A 16,682-nucleotide genomic window follows, 5' to 3' on the forward strand; every position below is an offset into this window, starting at 1 on the left:
TCGGCGCGGTGCTGTGCTCCTGGCGGTTGGGTGAAGCCCGTGGCCGGCCTCGGCGGCTCCCGGCACGGACGCCGACGGGAGGGGAACAGATGGCAGTGACCGGTACGCCGGTGGTGTTCGTCCATGGCATGTTCCTGCACGCCGCGTCGTGGGCCAGTTGGGTCGAGCTGTTTCGGACGGCCGGATATGAACCGGCGCATCCAGGCTGGCCGGGTGAACCGCGCACAGTCGCAGAAGCACGGCGAGAGCCCGGCCGGGTCGCCGGTATCGGCATCGACGACATCGTCGCGCACTACGCACAGATCATCCGCGCGCTCGGCAGACGGCCGATCGTCATCGGCCACTCGACCGGCGCCCTGGTCGCGCAGCGCCTCCTCGATCAGGACCTCGCAGCGGCGGCGGTGGCACTGCAACCCCCACCGATCAAAGGCGTGGCCAACCTCGCGCCATCGAGCATTCCGGTTGGCTGGCCCCTGCTGCGCAATCCGGCCAACCGGCGGCGGGCGCTGTCGCTGACCGCACGGCAGTTCCGCTACAGCCACGGCAATGCGCTCAGCACGACCGAATCGGACCAGTTGTACCGGCAGTGGGCCATCCCATCGCCCGGCAGACCGGTCTTCGAGCTGGTGTGCGCGAACCTCGCCCGACGCTCACCAGCCACGATCGACGTCGCCAACCCGGCCCGAGGCCCACTGCTCATGATCGCCGGCGGGAGGGACCACAGCGCACATCGAACTGTCGTCAGGGCCACGGTCAAGCGATACCGCGCCGCACCGGCGGTCACCGACTACCAGGAGTTCCCCGACCGCGGGCACTCGATGCCGATCGACAGTGGTTGGCGCGAGATCGCCGACGCCACACTGGTCTGGATGCAACAGCGCCTCGGGTAACCGCCACTTCCGACGGGGAACCACTTTCTCGGCGAGAGCGCGTTGTGCGGGCCGGACGCCGCAGGTACCACTCGGCCACGGCAAGGTTGATCACCCAACCGGCGATCACCAGCCCGGCCCGAACGTTTCCGTCGGGCTGTTCGCCGGTCGCGAGGAGGTACGGCGCGTTCGTGAACGCCTGGGTGCCGGCACCGAGTCCGATCGCGTAGCCGCGCACCATCCACCTGCGGTGCTGGGCGAAGTGCCGACGGAGCGCGCCGGCGAGGCCGAGCACGATCGACACGGCCATGACCGAGCCGAAGACGAGCCGCCCGACGGCGAGCACGTCGTTGTCGTGGGCCGGCAGGTCGTACGCGAAGGTCATCCACAGGCCGGAGAGCGCGACCGTCAGTCCGCAGGGTACGAGTACCCGGCCGGCGCATCGTACGAACGGTGGTGCGACTCTACGACCGATGACTACCTCGCTCGGGCGTAGTGCCGCAACTCGGGCGCTGCCCACGCGATCGCTGCCACGGTTGCGACGGTGAGCAGCCCACCGACGCTGATCACCACTCGGGGGCCGAAGAACGGTGCGGCTGCCCCGTGCAGCAGGTTCGCGATCTGCGGTCCCCCGTGCAGTACGACGATGAGGGATCCCTGGACCCGGCCGCGCATCGCGTCGTCGGTGTGTGCCTGGGAGATGGCGTTGCGGAACGTGCTCAGCACGAAGTTCACCGCACCGCCGAGGACGAGCGCCGCCAGTGCGACCCACAGCCGTGTGGCCAGTCCGAGGACCACGACGGTTCCGCCCCACCCGGCGGCGGCCGCCGCCATGAAGGCGCCGTGGCGACGGGCGCGGGTGAACGTGGCCGACAACAGGCCAGCCGCGAACACCCCGACCGGGTAGGCGGCGTAGAGCAGGCCCAGTTCCAGGCCGCCGCCTGCCGACCCGCCGTAGGTGTGCTGAGCCAGTTCCGGGAACAACGCCACGGGCATGCCGAAGACCATCGCCGCGAGATCCACGGCCAGAACCGCCACCAGCAGCCGGCTGGCCGCCAGGTACCGGAAGCCGGCCAGCATTTGGCCGATGGTGGAGCGGGCCTGGCGGTTTCGGGCGGCTGGGGGGTTCGGTGCGTCGGTCGGGTGCGGGCTGGGCGGCAGTGGCGGCATCGTGACGACAGCCCACACGATCGCCAGCAGCGCGACGGCGTCGAGCAGGTACAGCGTGCTGAGCCCGACAAGCGGGATCAGCACGCCGGCCAGCACCGGCCCCAGGATCGATCCGGCGTAGCGCACCAGGTGGTTGAGGCTGTTCGCCGCCGGCAGCAGCTCGACAGGGACGAGCCGGGGCACCGTGGCGCCCATCGAGGTCATGATCGCCCCGACGGTGAGTCCCTGACAGGCCACCAACACCAACAGGACGGGCACCGAGCGGCCCCCCAGCGCCGCCTGGGCCCACAATGCCGTGTATGTCAACGCGAGGCCGCAGTGGGCGACCAGCAGTACCGTCCGCCGGTCCCTGACATCGGCGACGGCGCCGGTCCACAGCGCGGCCACGATCAGTGCGACGAACGACACGGCGGCGCAAGCACCTACGGCCGCCGACGAGCCGGTCACCATGAACAGCTGCGTCGGCACCGCGACCACGCTGAACGAGCCACCCACCGCGCAGACGGCCGAGGCCACCCACAACCGCCGGTACGCCGCGATGGCCAGCGGACGGCGGTCGATCGTGTACGCGCGGACCGCCGACGTGCTCACCGTCCGGCACCGCCGCTACGGCTGACATCGGCGGCGTACCGGATTCCGATTGCGCGCTGGGCTTCGTTCACCGTGCTGCGCCCTCCCCACAGGTGATTGACGCGGAGGCGGTCGACCACCCACAGCCCCACCGCTCCATCTCGTCCCGACAACGTCGGCCGGTGCCGACGATGCTGCGGCTTCACCCAGGGGGAAGGTCAAAGCATCACGCCGCCCGAGGCGGAGCGTCCGCCTGCAAGGCATACGCAAGCCGAGGGAGCCGGCGCGATGCGCCGACCCCCTCGTGGGTAGATCGCTAGCGGTTCCGGCGTCCCGCGATCAGCAGGGTCCAGACCACTGCGCGGACGCCGCGTTGCGCCAGACTGTCGAGCCGTAGCCCGCCTTGCCAAATCCCTTGTCGAAGATCAGACCCGGCGTGGTCTCCTGACCGTAGACATATCCCGGGGGAACGCAGAAGTAGGCGCTGTTGTAGTTGCTGTAGTAGAGGCGAATCCAGTCGCACCCAGAGCACCTGTACCCGAAATTTCCGAAGAGGGTGTTCTGGTTGGCGCAGCCCGGCGGGAACGACGGCGCGTTCCCGGTCGTGTCCAAGCAGACCTGTGAACCGGCGTAGACGATGAATCTGCCGTTGGCGCAGGCGTACGGCGAGCCGCCACATGGGTTGCCTGCCGCCAACACCACGGCGTTACCGGGGGCTGGTTTCGCGAACGCGGCAGGGCTTGAGAGTGTCAGGAATCCGGCGGCTACGAGTAGCGAACACACGATGGCGATAAATCTCTTCACGTCTGCCCCCATCGAAGATCATTGACCTTTGAGTCAGCCTAGTGGCCCGACCGGGCCGCCTGCTACGGCTGATCCAGCTTCGTCGACTCTCGTTGGGGGTCAATTTCACGGTGGGATTGGATGACCTGACGCAGGGCTGGCGAGGCGTGCTGTCGCCGCAGGACCACCGCATCGCCCGTGGGCGGGGAGGTCACTGCCGGCGGAGCCCGGAACCGCTGGAGGCAGCGGTCTGTTCAGGCGGCGTCGTCGTGGGCGAGCGAGGAGGACAACTCACGGTGCGCGTCGGCCTGATCGAGCAAGATCCTCGCCTTCTGTTCGAGGACCCCGACCGCGTCGGCACCTGCGGCCCAGCGCAGCGGCGGCTCCTCGACGCCCACGAGGTGGAGTAAAGCCGCAGCGAGCTTGGCGGGGTCGCCACCCTGTTGACCGTTCATCGCTCTCCACGCGGTCACGGTCTGTTCGGTGCGCTCGATGTAGTCGTCGATGCTCGGCTCGGCGTAGCTGGTCGACTCGGGCGTGAGCAGGTCGGTGCGGAAGAAGCCGGGCTCCACGAGCATCGTGCGGATGCCGTACGGCGCGACCTCGGGGGTGAGCGACTCCATCCAACCCTCCAGGCCGAACTTCGCCGCCGCGTACGCGGTGCAGAATTCCTGCCCGACGACGCCAGCGGTCGACGAGATCGTCACGACCAGCCCGGAGCGTTGCCGGCGCATGACGGGCAGTACCGCCCGGGTGACGTTCAGCGGACCGAACAGGTTCGTCTCGACCTGGGCCCGGAAGGCGTCGGTGGTGATTTCCTCGAAGAACCCGGCGATGAAGTTACCGGCGTTGTTCACGAGGACATCCACCCGGCCGAACCGCGCCACCGCAGCCCGTACCGCTGCCTGTGCGCTGGCCGGGTCAGTGACGTCGAGCTGCACCGTGAGCAGGTCGTCCGCGTCGCCGACAGCCTGTGCGACCTTCTCCGGGCTGCGGCCGGTCGCGACGACGGCGTACCCGGCCGCCAGGGCTGCCTTCGCGATGTCCACGCCCATGCCACGGCCCGCTCCGGTGACCAACAGCACCTTCTTTTCCGCCATGTCCCTGTCCTCCGTCGAGTCGCGTGCGCAGCGGTGCTGCCGTCCAGATAACCGGCTCTGGGTGGCTGGAAGAAGTCATTGCCGGAGGGTGTACCAGCGGCGCACCCCTCGTCCGGCCGATCCGACCTAGCCTAGGGGCGTGGACAACCGTGACGAGGTGAAAGCCTTTCTCAGCTCTCGTCGGGCCAAGATCTCCCCGGAGCAGGTGGGGCTGCAGGGCTACAACCGCAACCGGCGAGTGCCCGGCCTACGCCGCAGCGAGGTCGCTGACCTCGCTGGGGTCAGCGTCGAGTACTACGCCCAACTCGAACGCGGCAACCTCGCTGGCGCCTCCGACAGCGTCCTTGACGCCCTCGCCAGGGCGCTGCGCCTCGATGAGGCCGAGCAGGCGCATCTGGCCGACCTTGCCCGCGCCGCCCGCCCCGCCAGCCGTGCCCGCCGCAAGCCTCCCAGCCCGCAGATCGGCCCCGGCATGGCGCGCATCCTCGAGCTGATGACCGATATCCCGGCGTTCGTCACCAATGGCCGAGGCGACGTCATCGCCGCCAACCCGTTGGCCCAGGCGCTCTACGCGCCCATGTTCGACGAACCCGCGCGTCCCGCCAACCACGCCCGCTTTGCCTTCCTCAACCCACGGGCCCGCGACTTCTGGCGCGACTGGGAACGGATCGCCTCCGACACCGTGGCCATGATCCGCATTCAGGCCGGCCGAGACCCGTACGACCGAGCCCTGACCGATCTCGTCGGGGAACTCAGCACCCGCAGCAGAGAATTCCGGACCCGCTGGGCCGCCCACGACGTCCGTCTGCACCGGTCTGGCGTCAAACAGTTCCGCCACCCGGGCGTCGGAGACTTGCACCTGAACTTCGAGACCATGGCGTTGACCACCGACCCTGGTCTGACTCTGACCGTCCTCAGCGCCCCGGCGGGTTCAATCGACGACGACGCGCTCCGCCTTCTGACCAGTTGGGCAGCGACCCGCCGGGCCGACGAAGCCCTGGCGACACCCCCGCCGGCTTAGCCCAGGGGGCCCGGCCGCCTCGATGACCAACGCGTTCTAGGGTGAACAGGCGCGGTGCGAGCGACCTCTGGCCAGCTCGTACTGGGAAATGCCGTTGTCAGGGACGAGCCAGGATCACCGAGGCTGATCGCGGCAGCGCTCAGTTGACGATCGGAACGCACCATGGGCAACAGATACGACCTTCGCGGGCTGGAGCCGCTCGACGGGTTCCCGTTCCCGGTGTTCGTGAGCGCCGGCGGCACCGCTCGGGGCCAGGCGGTGGCGCAGCGAGCGGCGCGTACGGTCGCCTGGCTCGACCGGGTCGTCGGCATGCCCGAGACGCCACCCCTGTTCGTGGTCGGCACGGGGGAGTGGGATCAGGTCGCCTCGATTCCGCTCTATGGCATGCCGCACGTGGAGAGCGACCGGATCGTCGTCGGCCAGGAGCCCGCCCCGTTCTGGGACTCGGTGACCGGTGCGATCACCCCTCTGCTGGCGCCCGCCGGGCTGCGCCGGCTGCACCAGGTCTACGGCGATCCGATCGATCTCGGCCCCTTCGCGGACCTGTTGGTGTCGCACGAGTTGACCCACCTCGCGCACGGCCCGTCATGGCCCGAAGGGCCGGTCGCGTTCTGGGTGAAGGAGTTGGCCGCGAACCTCGGCCTGCAGGGTTACGTCACCGAGGTGGAGCCCAGCGAGACGACTCGACTGGAGACCATTTTCGAGGTCACCTGGGCCGCGGCGCCGCAGGGCCACTGGCCGGTGCGGGATCTGCCTCGGATGGCGCAGTCGCTCGACGACGACGGTGCCAACTACGTCTGGTTCGAGTTCGGCCTGCAGGTCCTCGCCAGACGCCTCTGGCAGGTGGCCGGCGCCACCGCGCTCCAACGCGTCGTTGATGCCCTGCGCGGGTCCACGTACGACCTCCCGGGGGTGCTCAGTCTGCTGAGGGAGCTGGATCCCGCAGTGGCGCGGTCGGTCCTCGACTGGCCACGCTTCGCGGCCTGACCGATCCACCCACCACGTCGACGTCTTCTTCGAAAAGGGGCAACCCGTGCCGACCTACCGTCACCCTGGCACCGTCATCACCGACCACCGCTTCGCGGTGCCACTGGACCACGCCGACCCGTCCGGTGAGCGGATCGAGGTGTACGCCCGCGAGGTCGTGGCCGCCGGCCGGGAGCGCGAGTCGCTGCCGTGGCTGCTCTTCCTGCAGGGCGGTCCGGGTGGCCGTTCGCCGCGCCTGGTGGGCCGGGACGGCTGGCTGGATCGGGCGCTGGACGACTACCGGGTGCTGCTGCTGGACCAGCGCGGCACCGGCCGCTCCACGCCCGCCGACCGGCAGACGCTGCCGGGGCGCGGCGACGCGGCCGCCCAGGCCCGATATCTGGCGCACTTCCGGGCCGACTCGATCGTGCGGGACTGCGAGCTGATCCGCCGGGAACTCCTCGGCGAGGACGGCCGATGGAGCCTGCTGGGTCAGAGCTATGGCGGCTTCTGCGTCCTCACCTACCTGTCCTACGCGCCGGAGGGCGTCCGCGAGGCCCTCGTGACCGGCGGTCTCCCCGGCCTGCGCAGCACGGCGCCGCAGGTCTACCGGGCCGCCTACCCACGGGTGCAGCGCAAGGTCGAGGCGCACTATGCGCGCTACCCCGAGGACGTCGAGACCGTCCGCGCCGTGGTGCGGCACCTGCGGGAGCGGGAGGTGCGACTGCCCGGCGGCGGGCGGCTGACCGCCGAGGCGTTCCAGGCGGTCGGCACCATGCTGGGCACCGGTGCCGGTTCACACAGCCTGCACTACCTGCTCGAAGACGCCTTCCTGCCCGGCGTGCCCGACGACCAGCTCGCCGACTCGTTCCTCGCCGGGGTGCAGGACAACCTCTCGTACCTGGGCCGCCCGCTCTACGCGGTGCTGCACGAGTCGATCTACGGCCAACGTTCGGCGTCACCGGAGGCCACCGGGTGGGCGGCCGAGACGGTACGCGCCGACTTCCCGCAGTTCGACGTGGATCGCGCACTGGCGCAGGACCGGCCGGTGCTGCTGACCGGCGAGATGATCTATCCCTGGATGTTCGGTACCGACCCCGCGCTGGCCCCGCTGAGCGAGGTCGCCGAGCTGCTGGCACGGCGTGCGGAGTGGCCGGACCTGTACGACCCGCAGCGGCTGGCGCGCAACGAGGTACCGGTGGCTGCCGCCGTCTATCACGACGACATGTACGTCGACACCGACGACTCGCTGGCCACGGCACGGTCGGTACGCGGCCTGCGTACCTGGATCACCAACGAGTACGAGCACGACGGGCTGCGGGTCAGCGGCGGCCGCGTCCTCGACCGGCTGATCCGGATGGTCCGCGACGAGACGTGAGGGCGACCGCACGGGCAGGTCCAGCCGCTCCGACCGAGCCCACGGGTATCGTCCTCGGCGTGTTACGGCGGTGGATCCTGGCGATCAGGCTGTCGTGAAGCCGGACCGGGCCTGGCTCCGCGAGCGGCTCCGTTCGTTCTGAGCACGCCCGTCACCCGAGGATCAGGCGACGTCCGGAAATGGGCGACCGCCCCGGCCGGAACTAGGGCGGTCGGTTGCGGGGCGCCCCCGTGGTGCGGCCCGGGCGCGGCAGGGCCGGCGGTCACCGATAATGGTGCGAGTGGCACCCGCCTTCGTCCTGCACCACCACCGCAAACCTCGACCGCACTTCGACCTGCGGCTCGAGGAGGACGGTGTGCTGCGCTCCTGGGCCGTGCCGCGCGGCCTGCCGGACAGTCCCCGCGACAACCGGCTCGCGATCGCCGTGCCCGACCACCACCTCGATCACCTCACCTACGAGGACGTCGACAAGTCGATCGCCGACATCGGCACGTGGGAGGAGCACGACCGCACTGACCGCCGGATGCTGTTCACCTTGCATGGCCGCACCGGCCACCGGCGATACGCGCTCATCCGCACCGGTGCGGGGTGGCTGCTCCACCTGACGAAAGAGCAGCCTCCGGACGAGCGCGGCTAGGGTTCGTTCACCAGGTCTGTTCCGCTGCCCGGACGAGAATCTCGTTGACCGCGACGTGTCGTTTCCGGGTGACCATGTAGGCCACGGCGTCGGCGATGTCTTGTGGGCGCAGCAGCTCGATGCCGGCGAGCTGCTGCTCGACCGCCTCTCGTACGCCATCGCGCATGTGGGTGGCCAACTCGGTGGCCACCGTTCCGGGTGCCACCACGCCGACGCGTACCCGCTTTGGCTGCAGTTCCTGCCGCATCGCCTCGGAGAACGCGTTCACCGCGGACTTGGTCAGGGCGTAGACCGCCTGGCCCGGTCGGGCGACACGACCAGCGGTGGAGCTGATGGTGATCAGGTCGGCGACCCGGCGTGGTGCGGTCTGCGCGGCGTTGACCAGGTGCGGCAGGGCCGCCCGGGTCACGTTCAGTACGCCCTCGACGTTGACCGCGATCATCTGGTCCCACTCCTGCGGCGGCGCGTCCTCGATCGGGCCGACGAAGCTCACCCCAGCGTTGTTGACGACCGTGTCCAGACGGCCGAGATCTGCGACAACTCGCTCGATCGCCGCCTTCGCCTGCTCCGGGTCGGTGATGTCCGCTTCCAGCACCAGTGCGGCACCACCAGCCGCCTCGATCTCCTCCGCGAGGGCGCGCAGCCGTTCGGTGCGGCGGGCCAGGAGCGCGACCGTGGCACCGCCCGCCGCGAGAGTTTGCGCCGTCGCGGCGCCGATCCCACTGCTCGCCCCGGTTACCAGGGCCACGGTGTCCGTCAACGATTCGGTCATTACCCGTCCTCCGTTAGGATCGTAGAAGCGGAGCACCGTCCGCATAACGGCAAAGCCTAAGCGGAGCGTGCTCCGCTTGACAACTGGGTGGAGGACTGTGTGACCGAAGAGGCGGGTGGTCGCCTGCGTGCCGACGCGAAGATCAATCAGGACCGCCTCCTGAACGCTGCCCGCCGTGCGTTCGCCCGCGACGGCGTGGACACCTCGTTGCGGGAGATCGCGAAGGACGCCGGCGTGGGCATCGGCACGCTCTATCGGCGTTTCCCCACCCGCGAGGATCTGGTCTGGGTGGTGTACCGCAGCGAGGTCGACCGAATCTGCACCAGCGTCGCCGAACTGTTGGCCCAACACCCGCCGGTCACCGCGCTACGTACCTGGATGGAGTCCTTCCTCGAATTTCTCGCCACGAAACGCGCCATGGCCGACGTCCTGAAAGCCGCACTCGCCCGTGACGACGACCAGCGGTTGGAAATTCGGGACCGGCTCACCACCGCGCTCGCGACACTGCTCGCAGCCGGCGTCGCCGAAGGATCCATTCGCACCGACGTCGCCGCGTTCGACGTGGTGATGGCGCTCGGCGGAATCGCACTGGTTGCCGCCGAGCCGGACCAGCGGGCGCAGGCCGCCCGCCAGGTGGACCTCCTCATGTACGCCCTCCGGCCGTTGCCCTCCAGGTCGACTGGTCGCGGGTAGACCACAGCCGGTTGCACGGATCTGCCGGCGGCGATGCCGGTGCGGGCTCGACGAGTACCGGGGGTCCGTCGGCGGGAGGAAACCCCGTACGCTGGCATGGTGATCGACTTTCGTGCGGCGGTTGAAGCACGCGACCCCGACGCCATCGCGGCCGCCCTCGCCGACAACGTGGTGTTCCGCAGCCCGGTGGCGTTCAAGCCCTACCCCGGCAAGGCGATGACCGCGGCGATCCTGCGCGGTGTGCTGCGGGTGTTCGAGGACTTCCGGTACGTCCGTGAGTTGAGTGGCGACGGCGGTCGCGACCACGCGCTGGTGTTCGAGGCGCGGGTCGGTGACGTGGCCGTCGAGGGCTGCGACTTCCTGCACCTGGACGAGAGTGGCCTGATCGACGAGTTCACCGTCATGGTTCGTCCGCTGTCCGCCGCACAGGCCCTGGCTGCCGCGATGGCCGCCCAGTTCGAGCAGATCCAGCGCGAGGCAACCGCCGCCTAGAGGCCGGCCTGGATGGCCAGGATGGCGGCTCGCACGCGGTCGCGGCTGCCGGTCTTCGCCAGCACGTTCGCGACGTGGGTCTTGACCGTGCTCATCGACAGATGAAGGTTCCGTGCGATCTCGTCGTTGTTGAAGCCGGCGCCGATCAACGTGAGCACGTCGGTCTCGCGGGCGGTCAGCTGGTAGGCGGCGAGGTCCACCCGGGTGGCCGGGCCGGTCGACCGTACCCGTTCGAGGACCGCGCCGGTGATCTCGGCCGAGAGGATCGCGCCGCCGGCCGCGACCGTGCGTACCGCGGACATCAGGTCCTGGGCACTGCTGCGTTTGAGGAGGAATCCACGCGCGCCGGAGGCGATGGCGTCCAGGACGTACGCGTCGTCGTCGAAGGTGGTGACGATGATGACCGCCGGTGCGTGGGGAATCGACGCCAGCTCCCGGGTGGCCTGTAGGCCGTCCAGTACCGGCATGCGGATGTCGACGAGGGCGACGTCGATGCGGGGATCGCGTCGGACGGCATCGAGCAGCTGCCGCCCGTCCGCGGCTTCGGCTGCGACGTGGATGTCCGGCTGGGACCGCAGGATCTGGCTGAACCCGTCGCGGACCAGTTGCTGGTCGTCGGCGACCACGACACGGATCATGGCTTCGCCACCGGCAGGACGGCCTCCAGCACCGTACCGCCGCTCGGGCGCCGGTTCACCTGCGCGCTGCCGCCGAGCGCCCGCGCGCGTTCCTCGATACCGAGTAGTCCCGAACCGCGCGTCACGGTCGGCGGCGGACCGATCCCGTTGTCGCTCACCCGCAGCCGGGCGTGACCGTCGACGCGGACCAGCTCGACCCAGGCGGTCGTGGCGTTGGCGTGTCGGACGATGTTGGTGATGGCCTCCTGAGCGATGCGGTACGCCGCCAACACACCCACCTCGTCGAGCCCCGGGTCGGCGTCCAGGCGTACGTGCACCGTCACGCCCTGCTGGCGCAGCGGCTCGGCGAGCAGTTCGTCGATGTCGAACAGGCGCGGCGGGGCGCTCACGACCACCGGTGCGTCCGGGTTGCGGAGATGCACGACGAGTGTGTCCAGCTCGCGCAGGGCGGTACGGCCACTGTCGGCGATCGCGTGAAGCGCCACCGCAGGATCGCTGCTGAACTGTCCGGCCTCGGCCTGGACCACCATCGCGGTGACGTGGTGGCCGACCACGTCGTGTAGTTCGCGGGCCAGGTTGGTGCGCTGTTCGAGCCAGGCCGCCTGGTCACGCAGCTCGGTCGTCTCCCGGCTGAGGGCACGTGCGCGTGACCACGTGCGCAGGAGGGTGGCGAGAAAATAGCCGGCCGCGACGAAGACGAAGGGCTGTGCGTAGACGCCACGATGGTTCAGCAGCGCGACGGTGAGGGCACCGACGGCACCGACCAGACCGGCCGCCCATCCCACCCACGGTCGGCGGGCAGGATCCTCGCTGGTCGAGACGAATACGAGGCCGGCCGCCGCCAGGCCCAGCTGAACCGACTCACCGGTGCTCACTATCGCGACGAACCAGGCGCAGGCCGCGAAGACCACGGTCCGCGGACCGCGAGGCAGCGCCATGGCCGTGAGGGCGGCGGGCAGCACCAGCCACACCCAGCCCGACGGTACGAGCACGTTCTCGTCGACCGTAGCGACCACGGCCGTGACTATCAGGCCCGTCGCGACGTAGGCGAGCCGGCGCACTCCTTCGGGGGCGCGCACCCATTGCCCGATTGCGGTAACCACCTGCACAGTCTCGATGATCCGCCCTGCGTCGGCCAGGTACCCGGGTACCAGCCCGACCGGCACCCCGGTACCGCAGCCGTACCGAGGTCGGCACCCTGGTACGTTCCGCCGGACGGCCCGAGGACCGGACGCTGCGGAGATGACTCTCATCGACTCCCGGCCAATCCTGCGAGTGGGCCCGCTCCGCACCGTTGCCAACTACATCACCGTCGTCCGGACGCTCGCCGCCGTCACACTCGGCATCGTCGCCCTCGTCTCCGGTTCCGTCGTCCTGATCGCGGTGGCGTACGGCATCTACTGGCTCGGTGACATGCTCGACGGCCTGGCCGCTCGGTGGCTCGGCCAGGAGACCCGGGCCGGCGCCGTGCTCGACATCGTGAGCGACCGGGCATGCACTGCCGTGCTCTGCATGGGCCTGGTGGCCCTGATGCCCGATGTCTCGCTGGTCGCCATGGTGTTCCTGCCGTCGTTCATGGTCCTGGACACCATGCTGTCGCTGGCGTTCCTGTGCTGGCCCCTGGCCAGTCCAAACTACTTCTATCTCGTCGACCGGCGCGTCTGGGCGTTGAACTGGTCGCCGTTGGCGAAGGCGGTCAACACCGCTGGGGTCATCGGTGCGGTGGCCTGTGGTCAATACTCGGTGGCAGTGACCGTGGCACTGGCCGTCCTCTCGGTCAAGGTGTGGTCCGCCGTGGCGGTAGCCCGGCTGCTGACCCGGGACGGCCTGGCATGAGCGGTGTCGTGCAGGCCGCCGCCGCGCTCGGATACGGTTTCGCCTCGGCCTTCGTCCCGTTCGTCAATGCGGAGGCCTACGCCGTGTTCGCCGGGCAGCCGGGCGGGTCCGTGGTGATCGCCGTGGTCGCTCTGTCGGTCGGGCAGACCGCCGGAAAGCTGGTGCTGTTCGAGACCGGTCGTCGCGGAAGCGGCCGGTTGGCCCGTCGGTTCGCCCGACGCAACCAGTCGGGGCGCGTGGCTGCCCGGACCGCCCGGTGGGCCGAACGCGTACGGCGCTGGCTCTCTCGCCGCCGCACCGGTCTGCCGACGGTGCTCCTCGCCGCCTCGGTCGGCGTCCCACCACTCGCCCTGGTCAGCATGGCCGCCGGAACCGCCGGTCTGCGGCACTGGGAGTTCGCCGTCGCCTGTCTGCTCGGGCGCGTCGTCCGTTTCGCCGTCCTCGCCCTGCCCGCGGCCCTCGCGTGACCCCGACCGCGAGCGCATCGACCTCGGGCTGATGGCTGACGGATCAACCGGCGCGCGACGATGCCATCCGACGTGCGGTCGCGTCATCCGGAGGGCCGAGCACGATCCAGGAGCCATCGGTGAAGAGCAGCGCCAGGCGCCCGATGGTGCCGCCAGGCAGCGCGTCGATGCGGACCACCGAATCCCCACTCACCTGCCAGACGACCTCGAAGGGCGCGTCGCGGTCCACCGGGCCGGGCCCCTGCCACGCCGCGCGCACCTGGCGGGCCGCCGCTGACAGGCGGTCCCGGAGCCCGCCGCCGAGCGGCTCGGCCACGGCAGGTCGACCGCCCTGCCGGCGCAGCACCAGCACACGGCGATCCGTCAGTGCCACCACCTGGGCGACCGAAGGCTCCGGCAGTTGCTCGTCCAACCCGACCCCGACCGAACCCGGCGGGCCGCCGAGCACCCCGTTGCGGGCCGCCTGGTACCACTCGACCCCCGGCCCGGTGGCCGCGGTGGCCCCGGCGGCCTCCCAGACCAGCCCCTCCGCCACCCGCAGCGGGTTCAACTCGGCGCGGAGGACCTCGCCGGCCGAACGGCGGCCCGGGACGCGAGTGAACCAGCAGGCATCGCGCAACGTCTCGCCCGGGGCCACCAGGGCCCGCACCCGAGCGAGCAGCTCGGCTCGGCGCGCGGCCGGCTCGTCCATCGACCCTCCCCGAGTCACGGCACCCGGTCGGCGGCCGGGTCCGTCCAGTTGCTCACCGTACGCCGCCAGCGACTGCCGTCGCCGTCGTCGCCGCGCCGCTGGTCCTCGTACTCGTCGGCGGTCGAATCGATGACCAGGTCACCGACCGACTCCAACCCCTCGCCCACGATCGACCCGTCGAGCGGAGTGGCGAGCTTGATGCCCGTCTTGAGCCAGTGCTTGGGGCCGTACAACTTGTTGATGGTCCAAGCGGCGATCTTGCCCACGGTGCCCATCGCCTTGAGGGCCTCCATCATCGCCTTGTACGCCTCCAGCGCCCGGTGCAACTGCGCCAGGATCCGGGTGGTCCGGCTGACCGCGATGCCGGTCTCGGCCGCGGAGGCGACGGCGGCGGCCGCCTCGGACGCACCGGCGGTGATGATCGCCAGCGCCTGGGCGGCGAGCCAGGTGATCACCAGCCACTCGACCAGCTCCCGGATGATGGTCCGGATGATCTCCTCGCAGTCGCGCAGGTCCATCGCGGTGTCACCGAGGCTGTCGGCCGTCCGGGCCATCTCCCCGGCCGCCGTGTCCAGCCCCTGCACCAGCGCGGCGATCCGCCGGGCGTACGCCTCGGCCGCCGGGCCGGTCCACTCAGGTCGCAACGCGTCCAGGCCCTGCCGCTCCTGCTCGGCGAGCTGCCGCAGTTGCGCGGCGGCGTTGTGCCAGGCGGACGCGTGCGCGTCGAGCTGGTCGGGGTCGCCGACGCAGAGCTCGAGCAGTTGCAGCAGCGGCCAGACGAACGGGTAGAGCAGCGCGTCCAACCCGGTGTTGAGCGCTTCGGAGGCGGGGCTGGTCACCTGGTTCCAGGTGTCCCGGGCCTGCTGGTATCCCTTGGCGACATCGACGACGTCCGGCTGGCTCATGACCGCTCCCGGTACCGGCTCGCCAGGTGTTCGGCGTTGCCCGAGTCGGTGTACTCGTATGATTCGGCGCTGGCGCGCAACCCCTCGGCCAGATCGTGCAGGTGCTGGACGAGCCCGTTCAGCGAGCTGACCTCGTCGGCCACCCAGCCGCGGTAGCCCGCGTCCAGGCCGGCCAACTGCCCGATCATGCCGAAGAGGTTGCCCTGGGCGGTGGCCGACTCGACGGTGCGGGCGGTCGACTCGGCCGCTCCGGCCGCGGCCTCCTGACCACCAGCGGCCGCCCGCAGCGCCTCCGGCTGGACGGTGAAACCGTTGCCGCTCACCGGCGGCCGCCGAGCTGTTCGTCCGCCGAGCCGAGCCGTTCGGTGGCCTCGTGGAACCGGCCCCGGTCCACCGCACGGTCGACCATCGCCCGCACGTCCACCGCCCCACCGGTGGCCGGGCCGATCAGCTCCTGGACCGCCTCGGCCTGCCGCCGGCCGGCCTCGGCCGCGGCCTCCCGCTGGGTCGCCACGATGCGCGCGGCCAACTCCTCCGGCCCCAGCCGCAACGCGGAGATGCTCAGAGTGAGCCGGACCGGCATCCCACCGGGAGCCACCACCGCCACGACGCCGTCTGCGGACTCCGCCTCGCCATACAGTCGCTCCGGGTCGTCACCGAGTTCGGCCAGCCCCGCGAATCGCTCCCTGGTGTCAGCCACCAGGCGCCCGAACCAAGCCCGGGTCTCGTCACTCACTCCCACTCTCGCCCCCCGCTAGAGCTTTACGACCGCCGAGCGTACCGATGCCAGCCCACCGTGGCTGCCCCGTAGCGGCGGCTCGGCCCAGACCGTTCGAGGCCGAACGATGGGTGGGTCAGGAGGACCACGACGGTGAGCGGGAGTCGGCCGGGGCCGGTTGACCCCACGGGCCGTACGGTCACGCGGTCTGGGTCATCGGTGTCGCATATGGTCTCTGACCTGGTCTTTTGTTCGCTGTTCGGCATATGGTGGGCATGCCTCAGTGCTGTGGCGTGGATGCTGTTCTTCGTTTCATCGCTGAACGCGTGTGTACCTTCCGTGCGTCGCCGCATCGGCGAGCCTGCTGCCGCCTCCTTCCCGTTGGCGGTGGTGATGATCGACGGCTCAGGCTGTGGGGGTGTCGGAGGGGGAGGAGATGTGACCAGTGGACGGCGAACAGTCCAACCCGAGAAACGTCGACCCGGCCGATGATCTGCGTCGTGCATTGGAGTGGCGGATGGAGCAGAGCCTCAACGCCCTCGAACGGCTGGTCGACGCCAAACTGGCGAACCTCGACACCAAGATTGCCGCGCAGGCCGCGCAGGTCGGACTGGCCCTCAGATCGGCCGACAAGGCGGTGACGAAGGCGGAGACCGCCACCGAGAAGCGCTTCGAGAGCGTCAACGAGTTTCGGCAGACCCTCTCCGACCAGACCAAGACGTTCATCGCCAGGGTCGAGTTCGAGGTGGTACGGGACAGCACCGCCACGCATGTCGCCGATCTGGCCAGCCGCCTGGACAAGATCGAGGGCAAGGGGGCCGGGCTCAACGCCGGGTGGGTCTATCTGGTCGGCGGGCTCACGGTCGTCGCCGCGCTGGTGGGCCTTATCGTGGCGCTCGCCTAGGCCGTGTTTCGTAGGGCGTTGATGTTGGGGCGTGGCGGTGGTCGCTAATTGAAGAGGTCTCCGGTAGTTGGT

Annotated in this window: 22 protein-coding genes; 11 read left to right on the forward strand and 11 right to left on the reverse strand. The window is 70.1% G+C overall.

The features are described from left to right. Positions 1-89: 89 nt before the first annotated feature. Positions 90-890: an alpha/beta hydrolase gene (locus ACFQGL_RS30945; protein WP_377516210.1), complete on the forward strand. Its 801-nt coding sequence runs from the start codon at positions 90-92 to the stop codon at positions 888-890. Here the strand turns inward: ACFQGL_RS30945 and ACFQGL_RS30950 are convergent. Then, positions 781-1,389, reverse strand: coding sequence for a DUF2306 domain-containing protein (locus ACFQGL_RS30950; protein ID WP_377516189.1), 609 nt, complete (start codon positions 1,387-1,389; stop codon positions 781-783). The two genes, ACFQGL_RS30945 and ACFQGL_RS30950, sit on opposite strands and share 110 nt — an antisense overlap. Further along, positions 1,347-2,555: an MFS transporter gene (locus tag ACFQGL_RS30955; protein ID WP_377516211.1), complete on the reverse strand. Its 1,209-nt coding sequence runs from the start codon at positions 2,553-2,555 to the stop codon at positions 1,347-1,349. The genes ACFQGL_RS30950 and ACFQGL_RS30955 overlap by 43 nt, the downstream gene beginning before the upstream one ends. Here ACFQGL_RS30955 and ACFQGL_RS30960 point away from each other — a divergent pair. Then, positions 2,488-2,655: a hypothetical protein gene (locus tag ACFQGL_RS30960; RefSeq protein ID WP_377516213.1), complete on the forward strand. Its 168-nt coding sequence runs from the start codon at positions 2,488-2,490 to the stop codon at positions 2,653-2,655. The genes ACFQGL_RS30955 and ACFQGL_RS30960 overlap by 68 nt on opposite strands. 293 nt (positions 2,656-2,948) lie before the next feature. Here the strand turns inward: ACFQGL_RS30960 and ACFQGL_RS30965 are convergent, their stop codons facing one another. Continuing rightward, positions 2,949-3,425, reverse strand: a complete 477-nt coding sequence (locus tag ACFQGL_RS30965) for a hypothetical protein (protein WP_377516190.1) — start codon at positions 3,423-3,425, stop codon at positions 2,949-2,951. A gap of 221 nt (positions 3,426-3,646) precedes the next feature. Continuing rightward, positions 3,647-4,492, reverse strand: coding sequence for an SDR family NAD(P)-dependent oxidoreductase (locus ACFQGL_RS30970; RefSeq protein WP_377516191.1), 846 nt, complete (start codon positions 4,490-4,492; stop codon positions 3,647-3,649). Between the two features lie 139 nt (positions 4,493-4,631). Here ACFQGL_RS30970 and ACFQGL_RS30975 point away from each other — a divergent pair, with 139 nt between their 5' ends. The 4 genes from ACFQGL_RS30975 (at position 4,632) to ACFQGL_RS30990 (ending at position 8,494) form a co-directional block, all read left to right on the forward strand. After that, the gene (locus tag ACFQGL_RS30975; RefSeq protein WP_377516192.1) at positions 4,632-5,513 is read left to right on the forward strand and encodes a helix-turn-helix domain-containing protein; all 882 of its coding nucleotides are present in this window, start codon (positions 4,632-4,634) and stop codon (positions 5,511-5,513) included. Between the two features lie 162 nt (positions 5,514-5,675). Beyond that, a complete protein-coding gene (locus ACFQGL_RS30980; protein WP_377516193.1) occupies positions 5,676-6,500 on the forward strand; it encodes a hypothetical protein in 825 nt (274 codons plus the stop codon). A 46-nt stretch (positions 6,501-6,546) separates the two neighbouring features. Beyond that, complete coding sequence (locus ACFQGL_RS30985) at positions 6,547-7,857, forward strand: alpha/beta fold hydrolase (RefSeq protein WP_377516194.1); 1,311 nt, start codon at positions 6,547-6,549, stop codon at positions 7,855-7,857. A 271-nt stretch (positions 7,858-8,128) separates the two neighbouring features. After that, on the forward strand, positions 8,129-8,494 hold the full coding sequence (locus ACFQGL_RS30990) for a DNA polymerase ligase N-terminal domain-containing protein (RefSeq protein WP_377516196.1): 366 nt from the start codon (positions 8,129-8,131) through the stop codon (positions 8,492-8,494). Between the two features lie 7 nt (positions 8,495-8,501). On the opposite strand, the gene ACFQGL_RS30995 is transcribed toward ACFQGL_RS30990, so the two are convergent. Continuing rightward, positions 8,502-9,266 (reverse strand): SDR family oxidoreductase, encoded by a 765-nt coding sequence (locus ACFQGL_RS30995; protein ID WP_377516198.1) that lies wholly within the window; start codon positions 9,264-9,266, stop codon positions 8,502-8,504. Between the two features lie 99 nt (positions 9,267-9,365). Between ACFQGL_RS30995 and ACFQGL_RS31000 the strand changes: the two genes are divergently transcribed. Continuing rightward, the gene (locus ACFQGL_RS31000) at positions 9,366-9,959 is read left to right on the forward strand and encodes a TetR/AcrR family transcriptional regulator (protein WP_377516199.1); all 594 of its coding nucleotides are present in this window, start codon (positions 9,366-9,368) and stop codon (positions 9,957-9,959) included. A 96-nt stretch (positions 9,960-10,055) separates the two neighbouring features. Further along, on the forward strand, positions 10,056-10,451 hold the full coding sequence (locus tag ACFQGL_RS31005) for a nuclear transport factor 2 family protein (RefSeq protein WP_377516200.1): 396 nt from the start codon (positions 10,056-10,058) through the stop codon (positions 10,449-10,451). On the opposite strand, the gene ACFQGL_RS31010 is transcribed toward ACFQGL_RS31005, so the two are convergent. Both ACFQGL_RS31010 and ACFQGL_RS31015 read right to left on the reverse strand, forming a co-directional pair. Then, positions 10,448-11,089: a response regulator gene (locus tag ACFQGL_RS31010; protein ID WP_377516201.1), complete on the reverse strand. Its 642-nt coding sequence runs from the start codon at positions 11,087-11,089 to the stop codon at positions 10,448-10,450. The genes ACFQGL_RS31005 and ACFQGL_RS31010 overlap by 4 nt on opposite strands. After that, positions 11,086-12,105 carry a sensor histidine kinase gene (locus tag ACFQGL_RS31015; RefSeq protein ID WP_377516202.1) on the reverse strand — a complete coding sequence of 340 codons (1,020 nt, stop codon included), beginning with the start codon at positions 12,103-12,105 and terminating at the stop codon, positions 11,086-11,088. The genes ACFQGL_RS31010 and ACFQGL_RS31015 overlap by 4 nt, the downstream gene beginning before the upstream one ends. A 226-nt stretch (positions 12,106-12,331) precedes the next feature. Here ACFQGL_RS31015 and ACFQGL_RS31020 point away from each other — a divergent pair, with 226 nt between their 5' ends. Beyond that, positions 12,332-12,925: a CDP-alcohol phosphatidyltransferase family protein gene (locus tag ACFQGL_RS31020; RefSeq protein WP_377516203.1), complete on the forward strand. Its 594-nt coding sequence runs from the start codon at positions 12,332-12,334 to the stop codon at positions 12,923-12,925. Then, positions 12,922-13,392 (forward strand): VTT domain-containing protein, encoded by a 471-nt coding sequence (locus ACFQGL_RS31025; RefSeq protein WP_377516204.1) that lies wholly within the window; start codon positions 12,922-12,924, stop codon positions 13,390-13,392. Before ACFQGL_RS31020 ends, ACFQGL_RS31025 begins: the two co-directional genes overlap by 4 nt. A 43-nt stretch (positions 13,393-13,435) precedes the next feature. Here the strand turns inward: ACFQGL_RS31025 and ACFQGL_RS31030 are convergent, their stop codons facing one another. From ACFQGL_RS31030 to ACFQGL_RS31045, 4 genes are read right to left on the reverse strand one after another with little or no spacing between them, the layout of a single operon-like run. After that, the gene (locus ACFQGL_RS31030; protein ID WP_377516205.1) at positions 13,436-14,083 is read right to left on the reverse strand and encodes a hypothetical protein; all 648 of its coding nucleotides are present in this window, start codon (positions 14,081-14,083) and stop codon (positions 13,436-13,438) included. A 14-nt stretch (positions 14,084-14,097) separates the two neighbouring features. Then, a complete protein-coding gene (locus tag ACFQGL_RS31035) occupies positions 14,098-14,988 on the reverse strand; it encodes a WXG100 family type VII secretion target (protein WP_377516206.1) in 891 nt (296 codons plus the stop codon). Further along, positions 14,985-15,311 (reverse strand): type VII secretion target, encoded by a 327-nt coding sequence (locus ACFQGL_RS31040; protein ID WP_377516207.1) that lies wholly within the window; start codon positions 15,309-15,311, stop codon positions 14,985-14,987. Before ACFQGL_RS31040 ends, ACFQGL_RS31035 begins: the two co-directional genes overlap by 4 nt. Continuing rightward, positions 15,308-15,688, reverse strand: coding sequence for a hypothetical protein (locus ACFQGL_RS31045; RefSeq protein WP_377516208.1), 381 nt, complete (start codon positions 15,686-15,688; stop codon positions 15,308-15,310). The genes ACFQGL_RS31040 and ACFQGL_RS31045 overlap by 4 nt, the downstream gene beginning before the upstream one ends. A gap of 463 nt (positions 15,689-16,151) precedes the next feature. Here ACFQGL_RS31045 and ACFQGL_RS31050 point away from each other — a divergent pair, with 463 nt between their 5' ends. Next, positions 16,152-16,610, forward strand: coding sequence for a hypothetical protein (locus ACFQGL_RS31050; RefSeq protein ID WP_377516209.1), 459 nt, complete (start codon positions 16,152-16,154; stop codon positions 16,608-16,610). The last annotated feature ends 72 nt before the right edge of the window (positions 16,611-16,682 follow it).

It is taken from the genome of Micromonospora vulcania (genome assembly GCF_042658605.1).
GTDB classification, from domain to species: Bacteria; Actinomycetota; Actinomycetes; order Mycobacteriales; family Micromonosporaceae; genus Micromonospora; species Micromonospora vulcania.

Excerpts from the sequence above, each read along its gene's own strand:
- ACFQGL_RS30970 (WP_377516191.1), bottom strand. The coding sequence starts at position 4,492 with ATGGCGGAAAAGAAGGTGCTGTTGGTCACCGGAGCGGGCCGTGGCATG.
- ACFQGL_RS31025 (WP_377516204.1), top strand. The coding sequence starts at position 12,922 with ATGAGCGGTGTCGTGCAGGCCGCCGCCGCGCTCGGATACGGTTTCGCC.
- ACFQGL_RS30960 (WP_377516213.1), top strand. The coding sequence starts at position 2,488 with ATGAACAGCTGCGTCGGCACCGCGACCACGCTGAACGAGCCACCCACC.
- ACFQGL_RS30980 (WP_377516193.1), top strand. The coding sequence starts at position 5,676 with ATGGGCAACAGATACGACCTTCGCGGGCTGGAGCCGCTCGACGGGTTC.
- ACFQGL_RS31020 (WP_377516203.1), top strand. The coding sequence starts at position 12,332 with ATGACTCTCATCGACTCCCGGCCAATCCTGCGAGTGGGCCCGCTCCGC.
- ACFQGL_RS31005 (WP_377516200.1), top strand. The coding sequence starts at position 10,056 with ATGGTGATCGACTTTCGTGCGGCGGTTGAAGCACGCGACCCCGACGCC.
- ACFQGL_RS30945 (WP_377516210.1), top strand. The coding sequence starts at position 90 with ATGGCAGTGACCGGTACGCCGGTGGTGTTCGTCCATGGCATGTTCCTG.
- ACFQGL_RS30995 (WP_377516198.1), bottom strand. The coding sequence starts at position 9,266 with ATGACCGAATCGTTGACGGACACCGTGGCCCTGGTAACCGGGGCGAGC.
- ACFQGL_RS30990 (WP_377516196.1), top strand. The coding sequence starts at position 8,129 with ATGGTGCGAGTGGCACCCGCCTTCGTCCTGCACCACCACCGCAAACCT.
- ACFQGL_RS31030 (WP_377516205.1), bottom strand. The coding sequence starts at position 14,083 with ATGGACGAGCCGGCCGCGCGCCGAGCCGAGCTGCTCGCTCGGGTGCGG.
- ACFQGL_RS31035 (WP_377516206.1), bottom strand. The coding sequence starts at position 14,988 with ATGAGCCAGCCGGACGTCGTCGATGTCGCCAAGGGATACCAGCAGGCC.
- ACFQGL_RS30965 (WP_377516190.1), bottom strand. The coding sequence starts at position 3,425 with ATGGGGGCAGACGTGAAGAGATTTATCGCCATCGTGTGTTCGCTACTC.
- ACFQGL_RS31010 (WP_377516201.1), bottom strand. The coding sequence starts at position 11,089 with ATGATCCGTGTCGTGGTCGCCGACGACCAGCAACTGGTCCGCGACGGG.